This is a genomic window from Klebsiella sp. MS 92-3 (genome assembly GCF_000195655.1).
Taxonomy (GTDB): domain Bacteria; phylum Pseudomonadota; class Gammaproteobacteria; order Enterobacterales; family Enterobacteriaceae; genus Klebsiella; species Klebsiella pneumoniae.
On the sequence record NZ_GL882741.1, the window covers coordinates 22,465 to 30,563 of the forward strand.

Here is an 8,099-nt window from a genome sequence, read left to right on the forward strand (position 1 = left end):
CGCCCGCCAGCCGGCTTAATGCTGGCATCCTGGACACCAGTAAAATGGCCGCGAGGAGAGCGTCGTCTTCTCAATGATTCCCCCACAGCGTTCGCACCTTTCCCCATCGCGATGGAAGACCTTAAAGCGAAACAGCGCGCCATGATGCTTGTTGTCATCCACCAGACCGCGAGTACGATAGGACAGCCGCGGGATATCGAGCAGCGCGCGCGCCAGCGCATCCAGCTGACTGTCGCTCAGTTCAGCGGCTTTACGCTTACCGCTTAATCCCACCTGCCAGAGAATTTCCACCCGCAGATAGTTTCCGAGCCCGGCAAGAAAAGCCTGATCCAGCAGCAGGCCGGAAAACTGACGATTGCGGAATTTGGCCGACAGCAGCCGCGCTTTCACCTGCTCCGCGGTTAACGTCATGTCCAGCACGTCCGGTCCGACGCGCAGCAAGAACGGATGGTTGGCAACCTGCTCCGCCGTGAGGATATCAATGTCCGACGCGCTGTAGAGCAAAATCGCCTTGCTGGCGGTCTGCAGCCTGACGCGCAGTACGCGGTTCGATTGCGGCTCAACGCCGGCATCCACCACACGCCAGACGCCGTACAGCTGGTTATGGCTATACAGGGTCAATCCGCCGGAGAAGTGGGTTAACAGGGCCTTGCCGCGGGTGGCGATATGGGTCACCCGCTGACCAGTTAGCTGAGTTTGATAGGGTTGCAACTGAGGAAAGGCGAACCAGACGTTGGTTAAGGGTTCGCCTTTGATTGCCGCCTCCAGTTTATCCGCCGCACGGCGGATCTCCGGACCTTCCGGCATACTGTCATCCTTCTGTTAATGGGTGGCGCCGCCGCCAATTTTGACATCGTCATCCTGTTCAAGGGCGACGGCAATCGCCGTTTCCAGCGCCTCGCGTACCGTCGCGACCGACATACTCGCCTCGCCGGGGTGGGCCGCCGCCTGTTCAGGCAGATACGGAATATGGATAAAACCGCCCTTCTGCCCGCTTTTTCCCTGCAGCTGATGCAGCAAACCATACATCACGTGATTGCAGACGAAGGTGCCCGCGGTTTGCGACACCGAGGCCGGGATCCCCTGCTGGCGCAGCGCGCTAACGATCGCTTTGATCGGCAGCGTACTGAAGCAGGCCGCAGGGCCATTAGCGACGATCGGCTCATCGATCGGTTGCAGGCCTTTATTGTCGGGGATCCGCGCATCATCGACATTGATCGCTACACGTTCGACGGTAATATCGACACGGCCGCCGGCCTGTCCGACGGCAATCGTCAGCCGCGGTTGATAGGTTTCCAGCGCCGCCTTCAGCACCGTCAGCGCTTCGCCGAATACGCAGGGTAACTGTTTAGCCACCACCTGCTGTCCGCGAATAATCATGCCATCCAGCTGCTTAACCACTTCCCATGAAGGGTTAACCGTTTCGCCGCCGAACGGCTCAAAACCGGTAATCAATACGCCAGCCATCATCCCTCCTTACAGGAACATCAGGAAATAGAGTAAGAATACATTGACGATAAGCAGCAGGATACCGGTCGGTATCTGGGCTTTAATCACCGCGTTTTTATCCGGCAGTTCCAGCAGCGCCGCCGGGACAATATTGAAGTTCGCCGCCATCGGCGTCATCAGCGTGCCGCAGTAGCCGGAAAACATACCAATCGCCGCCATTACCGCCGGATTGCCGCCGTGCTGCAGGACTAAAATCGGAATGCCAACTCCGGCGGTCACAATCGGGAAAGCGGCAAAGGCGTTGCCCATCACCATTGTCAGCACCGCCATGCCGATGGCATACACAGCCACGGCGATAAAGCGGTTATCGACCGCCAGATAGTGCTCGGTCAGCCATGAAATGCTGGTTCCGACGCCCGCTGCGGTAAACAGCAGCCCCAGCACCGCGAGGATTTGCGGCAGGATAAAGGCCCAGCCGACGGAATCAAGCAAACGGCGCGCTTCCTGCATTGGCTGCGCCACCGTTTCATGCGTCATACGAATCGCCATCGCCAGGCCAATCAGCGTACCGACAGTCATCGAGAACAGAGTAATCAGCGTCGCGTGGTTGCCCGGCCCGAAGAGCGCCACCTGCCATGAGGGCAGATTGTTAAACAGCAGTACGCCAATGACGGTGACGACCGGAATCGCCAGCGCCGGAAAGAAAAGTTTGTTGCCGAGGCGTTTCGCGCTGGTGGTTTTCTCTTCCTGGGTACGCTGATGGTAGCTGCCGAGGCGCACGCCGCCAAAACCGGCGATCAGCGCCAGGACGACCACCACCCCGCCGACAGCGATATTCACCGTACGCTTATCGCCCACCAGTTGATATGTCCAGTCGCCGAGCAAGAACACCAGCCCGTACAGGCCCCAGAACAGACCGGTTGTCAGACGCCGCGGATTGCTTTTGTCGCGCCAGGACATGATAGCCACGACCAGCAGTACCGCTCCGGCCAGCCAGTATAAATAGGTTTGCTGGAAATTCATGCCGCACCGCCTTTCGCCTGTCCGGCGTTTATCCGGTCCAGCTCGCGCTGGAGATGGCGATCGAGTCGCCACAGGCGCGCGGCGTGGATCAGAAAGGCGCAGATCGCCGTCGGGATCCCCCACAGGGCAATATGCAACGGTTCTGTCTGGATCCCACCCGACTCCAGCATAAAGTTGTGCATGAAGATGATCGCGCCGAAGGCGACAAAAATATCTTCGCCGAAGAACAGCCCGACGTTATCGGTTGCCGCCGACATCGCGCGCAGGCGGTAGCGTACATTGCCCGGCAGCGGGCCAAAGCGCTTTTCCGCCGCCCCCTCCGCCATCGGCGCCAGCAGCGGGCGCACCATTTGCGGATGTCCGCCGAGGCTGGTCAACCCCAGAGCGGCGGTGGCTTCGCGCACAAACAGATAGACGATCAGCAGACGTCCGGCGGTCGCGCTATGGATCTTCGCGATCCACGCCTGCGCCCGCTCTTTCAGACCATGGCGCTCCAGCAGCCCGATCACCGCCAGCGGCAGCAGCAGAATAAACGGCAGATTACGGGTATTCAGGAAGCCCTCGCCCAGTTTCTCCAGAATAGTGGCTATTGGCATATGCGCCGCCACGCCGGTGACGATCCCGGAGATAATCACCACCAGCACCGGGTTAAAGCGTAATACAAAACCGACCACAATCACGGCAATGCCGATTAGCGGCCAGAGGGATATCGCCTCTTGCATAATAACGTCCTGTTCAGTTGTGAGTATTGTGAGTGTTGTTAATTATTTGATTTAATTATTATTAATAACTTAGGCGGACTATTACTCGAGGTCCGCGCTGACGTCGATATTCCGCCCGGCAAACGCGGCGCGCAAGCGTCGGGCGAAATCGAGCGCGTGAGCGCCATCGCCATGCAGGCAGACCGTTTCCGCCTTTACATGCGCCCATTCGCCGCTCAGGCTGCGCACCCGGTTGTGCTGCACCATTTCCAGCGTTTGCGCCAGCGCCTGCTCTTCGCTCTCAATCAGCGCGCCCGGTTGGCTACGCGGCACCAGGCTGCCGTCGGCCAGATAGCCGCGATCGGCGAAGACTTCCTGGCGCGTCGTCAACTGATAATGCTGTCCGGCGCGGATAAGCTCGCTGCCCGCCAGCCCAACCAGCACCAGGTCGGCGTCGGCATCGCGCACCGCACGGGCGATAGCGTCGGCCAAAGGCGGCTCTTTCGCCGCCTGGTTGTACAACATGCCATGCGGTTTGACGTGCCGCAGCTCGCCCCCCTGGGCGTGTACGATTGCCGCCAGCGCGCCAATTTGGTACAGCACCTGGGCGTAGACCGTCTCTGGCGGTAACTGCATCGCGGTTCGACCGAAATTTTCCCGGTCCGGGAAGCTCGGGTGTGCGCCGATAGCGACGCCGTTTTTCAGCGCCTCGCGCACGCATTGCTGCATGAGAACCGCATCGCCGGCGTGAAAGCCGCAGGCGATATTGGCGGAAGAGACCAGCTGCAGCAGCGCGCTATCGCTGGCGCAGCCTTCGCCGAGGTCGGCATTTAAATCAATTTTCATCGCTTAATCTCCAGGCCAGTTGTTCAAGGTAGCGCTGCTGGTCGGCGCGCGCTTTTAGCGCTTCCTCCAGCGAACAGGGGACGAAATGGATCGGCTGACCTAGCGGAATTTGCGCCAGTTGGTACATATCGGCCTCAATAATGCAGGCTATACGCGGATAGCCGCCGGTGGTTTGCGCATCGTTCATCAACACAATCGGCTGGCCGTTATGCGGTACCTGTACCACGCCGGGCAGCAGGCCATGAGAGAGCATTTCCCGGTCGGTTGTGCGCCTGAGCGGCTGCCCCTGCAGGCGGTAGCCCATACGGTTGCTTTGCGGACTCAGCTTCCACGGCGAGCGCCAGAAAGACTCCTGCGACACGCTGTCGAATTCGTGATACTCCGGCCCCGGCAGCGCGCGAATAATATTGCCTATCGGCAGCTGTTTAACGCCGCGCGAGGCGCTAAAGCGGCGGGACGATTTCCCAATCTTCACTTGATCGCCATCCTGCAACCGGCGCCCTTCGATTCCGCCGATACCGACTTTCAGATCGGTAGAGCGGGAACCTAAAACTTCAGGGACATCAATACCGCCCGCGACCGCCAGATAGCTGCGGATCCCATGCTGAGGATTTTTCAGCACCAGCCGCTGCCCGGCCTTCGCCTCCATTCGCCAGCCCAACCAGACCGGCGCGCCGTCGAGCGTCGCTTCACAGGCGGCGCCGGTCAACGCGAACCAGCAGTGGCGGGTAAACTGCACATCGACCTGACCCAGCGTAATTTCCAGCGCCGCCGCCTCCGGCGCATTGCCCACCAGCAGATTGGCAATGGTCATCGCCGGTTTATCCAGCGCGCCGCAGCGGCTAATCCCCCACTGGCGCTGGCCTTCCCGGCCGCCATCCTGTACCGAGGTATACATGCCGGCGCGGATAAATTTCAACATACCCCCTCCTTCTGCGGCACAAAGCGCACGCGATCGCCGGAACGCAGCAGCACCGGCTCTTCACGTTTTGGATCGAATAATGCCAGCGGCGTGCGCCCCAGCAGCTGCCAGCCGCCCGGCGTCGCCAGCGGATAAATACCGGTTTGCGATCCGCCGATACCGACGGATCCCGCCGGTACCAGTACGCGCGGCTCGGCGCGACGCGGCATCGCCAGCTGCTCCGGCAGGCCGCCAAAATACGGAAACCCCGGCTGGAAACCCAGAAACCACACCATATACTCCACCGAAGAGTGCAGTTCGACCACCTGCTTTTCGCTCAAACCGCTATGGCGCGCGACGTCGCCAAGATCTGGCCCCGCCTCGCCGCCGTAAATAACCGGGATACTTATCTCACGGGATTCCGGCTCCAGCGCATCGCTCTCTTCCCACCAGCGCTGCAGCTTGTCAATCGCCTCCCACGCCATCTCCTGCGGACGACGCAGCACAACGGTGATGTTGTTCATCCCCGGGATCACTTCAACCACCTCTTCGCGATCGGTCAACCGCTGCGTCAGGCCCCAGATACGTTTTTGGCTCTCCAGGGTCACCGGAGGCTCAAGCTCCAGGACCACCGCCGTTTCACCTAACAGATAACAACGCGCTCGCTGCACTTTCTTCTCTCCCGTCAGGCAGGGTTAGGAATATCAATAAAGGTAACATCCAGATCGGTCGTTTCCGTCAGCCATTCGCTGAGGGCGCGAATGCCGCCCCGCTCGGTGGCGTGGTGGCCGGCGGCATAAAAATGCAGGCCCTGCTCGCGGGCAGAGTGAATAGTTTGTTCCGACACTTCGCCGGTGATAAAGGCGTCCACGCCAAAGCGCGCCGCGGCGTCGATAAAGCTCTGGCCGCCGCCGGTACACCAGGCGACGCGGCTGACGGTGTCCGGCCCGGTATCGCCGCACCACAGCGGCTTACGCCCCAGTCGCGCTTCGATCCACGAGGCCAGTTCGAGGCCGGAAACCGGCATCGACAGCTCGCCCCACGGCACCAGCGGTTCGATTTCGCCGAGCACGTTAATCCCCAGCAGATGCGCCAGCTGCGCGTTATTGCCCAGCTCCGGATGGGCATCCAGCGGCAGGTGCCAACCGTAGAGATTGATATCGTTGGCCAGCAGGGTTTTCAGGCGACGGCGCTTCATGCCGCGGATCACTGGCGATTCGTTTTTCCAGAAATAGCCGTGATGAACAATCACCGCATCCGCCTGCAGACGGACGGCCTCATCCAGCAGCGCCTGGCAGGCCGTCACTCCGGTGACGATCTTGTGCACCGTTTCGCGTCCTTCCACCTGCAGACCGTTAGGGGCGAAGTCACTGATGGCCGCACTATTGAGCTTGTCGTTAATCAGTTGTTCCAGTTCGCTATTTTTCATCGCCACTCCAGCAGATAATCAGGTTATACAAAGGCATAACATAACCATATCCATTCGGGTCGTCGATAGTCCGCGACCGTCACTGACCATGACTTTTTAACGAATCCCGCAATTTGTCTATTCATCCCGCCGCGCATTAGTGTATATTTATGCACTAATAAAGCATATTAAATAATCAGAAAGCCCCTCAAGCCATGAATATGACTGATAAATCGCTATTCATGCAGAACGATCGACTTTCGCTTTACGCCAGGAAACACACTTCATATGCAGACAACATCATCGCAGCCGCGGGCGATCTACTACGTCGTGGCGCTGCAAATCTGGGAGTACTTTAGCTTTTACGGCATGCGCGCCCTGCTGATCCTCTATCTCACCAATCAGCTCAAATATGACGATAACCATGCCTACGCCCTGTTCAGCGCCTACTGTTCGCTGGTCTATGTGACGCCGATCCTCGGCGGCTATCTGGCCGATAAGCTGTTAGGCAACCGGATGGCGGTCATGCTCGGCGCGCTGCTGATGGCCATTGGCCATCTGGTGCTCGGGGCCAGCGAAACCGCTCCGGTTTTCCTGTACCTGTCGCTGGCGATCATCGTCTGCGGCTACGGGTTGTTTAAATCCAACGTCAGCTGTCTGCTGGGCGAGCTGTACGAACCCGCCGATCCGCGTCGCGATGGCGGCTTTTCGCTGATGTATGCCGCCGGCAATATCGGCTCGATTATCGCGCCGATCGCCTGCGGCTACGTACAGGAGGAGTATAGCTGGGCGATGGGCTTTGCCCTGGCGGCCATCGGCATGGTCGCGGGGCTGGTGATTTTCCTCTGCGGCAACCGTCATTTCCAGCATACCGCTGGCGTCAACCGCCAGGCGCTGTGCGCGCGCCGCTTCCTGCTGCCAAACTGGGGCTGGCTGCTGGTGTTGCTGGTTACCGCCCCGCTGCTGATTGCGGTACTGTTCTGGCAGGAGTGGTCGGTGTATGCCCTGATCGTGGCCACGGCCATTGGCCTCGCGGTACTGGCGCGGATCTACCTGCGCGCCGAAACCGATAAACAGCGCAAGGATCTGCGCCTGATCGTCGTCCTGACCGCCTTCAGCCTGCTGTTCTGGGCCTTCGCCCAACAGGGCGGGAGCTCCATCAGCCTGTATATTGACCGCTTCGTTAACCGCCATATCATGAGCTACGAAGTCCCTACCGCTATGTTCCAGTCAATCAACGCCTTCGCGGTGATGCTCTGCGGGATGGTGCTGGCGTGGCTGGTGAAAGAGAGCGTGAACGGCAATCGCACCGTGCGCATCTGGGGGAAATTTGCCCTCGGTCTGGGCCTGATGAGCGCCGGGTTCTGCATTTTGACCCTCAGCGCCCGCTGGTCGGCGGCCTATGGTCAGTCGTCCATGCCGCTGATGGTGCTGGGTCTGGCGGTGATGGGCTTTGCCGAACTGTTTATCGACCCGGTCGCGATGTCGCAGATCACCCGCATTGAGATCCCGGGTGTCACTGGGGTGCTGACCGGTATTTATATGCTGCTCTCAGGGGCCATCGCCAACTATCTGGCCGGCGTTATCGCCGACCAGACCTCGCAGGCGTCATTCGACGCCGCCGGAGCGGTGAACTACTCCATTGACGCCTACATTACCGTCTTCAGCCAGATCACCTGGGGCGCGCTGGCCTGCGTCGGCGTGGTGCTGGTCATCTGGCTGTATCATTCGCTGAAAGTCGGGCCCCGCCGTCTGGCGGTGGAGTAATTCC

Annotated in this window: 9 protein-coding genes; 1 reads left to right on the forward strand and 8 read right to left on the reverse strand. The window is 59.9% G+C overall.

The features are described 5' to 3' along the window. Positions 1 to 15: 15 nt before the first annotated feature. From nei to HMPREF9538_RS22840, 8 genes are all read right to left on the reverse strand, one after another. Positions 16 to 807, reverse strand: coding sequence for an endonuclease VIII (gene nei, locus HMPREF9538_RS22875; protein WP_009484143.1), 792 nt, complete (start codon positions 805 to 807; stop codon positions 16 to 18). Positions 808 to 822: 15 nt separating this feature from the next. Then, a complete protein-coding gene (gene pcp / locus HMPREF9538_RS22870) occupies positions 823 to 1,467 on the reverse strand; it encodes a pyroglutamyl-peptidase I (protein ID WP_020316939.1) in 645 nt (214 codons plus the stop codon). 9 nt (positions 1,468 to 1,476) lie between these two features. After that, complete coding sequence (locus tag HMPREF9538_RS22865; RefSeq protein ID WP_004179065.1) at positions 1,477 to 2,472, reverse strand: DUF979 domain-containing protein; 996 nt, start codon at positions 2,470 to 2,472, stop codon at positions 1,477 to 1,479. Then, a complete protein-coding gene (locus HMPREF9538_RS22860; RefSeq protein WP_002894928.1) occupies positions 2,469 to 3,194 on the reverse strand; it encodes a DUF969 domain-containing protein in 726 nt (241 codons plus the stop codon). Before HMPREF9538_RS22860 ends, HMPREF9538_RS22865 begins: the two co-directional genes overlap by 4 nt. Before the next feature lie 81 nt (positions 3,195 to 3,275). After that, the gene (gene pxpA / locus HMPREF9538_RS22855) at positions 3,276 to 4,019 is read right to left on the reverse strand and encodes a 5-oxoprolinase subunit PxpA (RefSeq protein ID WP_002894926.1); all 744 of its coding nucleotides are present in this window, start codon (positions 4,017 to 4,019) and stop codon (positions 3,276 to 3,278) included. Continuing rightward, positions 4,009 to 4,941, reverse strand: a complete 933-nt coding sequence (gene pxpC, locus HMPREF9538_RS22850) for a 5-oxoprolinase subunit PxpC (protein ID WP_002894923.1) — start codon at positions 4,939 to 4,941, stop codon at positions 4,009 to 4,011. The genes pxpA and pxpC overlap by 11 nt, the downstream gene beginning before the upstream one ends. Then, positions 4,935 to 5,591, reverse strand: a complete 657-nt coding sequence (pxpB, locus tag HMPREF9538_RS22845; RefSeq protein WP_004176857.1) for a 5-oxoprolinase subunit PxpB — start codon at positions 5,589 to 5,591, stop codon at positions 4,935 to 4,937. The genes pxpC and pxpB overlap by 7 nt, the downstream gene beginning before the upstream one ends. Positions 5,592 to 5,605: 14 nt before the next feature. After that, positions 5,606 to 6,349 (reverse strand): type 2 GTP cyclohydrolase I, encoded by a 744-nt coding sequence (locus HMPREF9538_RS22840; protein WP_004176858.1) that lies wholly within the window; start codon positions 6,347 to 6,349, stop codon positions 5,606 to 5,608. Positions 6,350 to 6,616: 267 nt separating this feature from the next. Here HMPREF9538_RS22840 and dtpD point away from each other — a divergent pair, with 267 nt between their 5' ends. Then, positions 6,617 to 8,095, forward strand: coding sequence for a dipeptide permease DtpD (gene dtpD / locus HMPREF9538_RS22835; RefSeq protein ID WP_009484145.1), 1,479 nt, complete (start codon positions 6,617 to 6,619; stop codon positions 8,093 to 8,095). Positions 8,096 to 8,099: the final 4 nt, after the last annotated feature.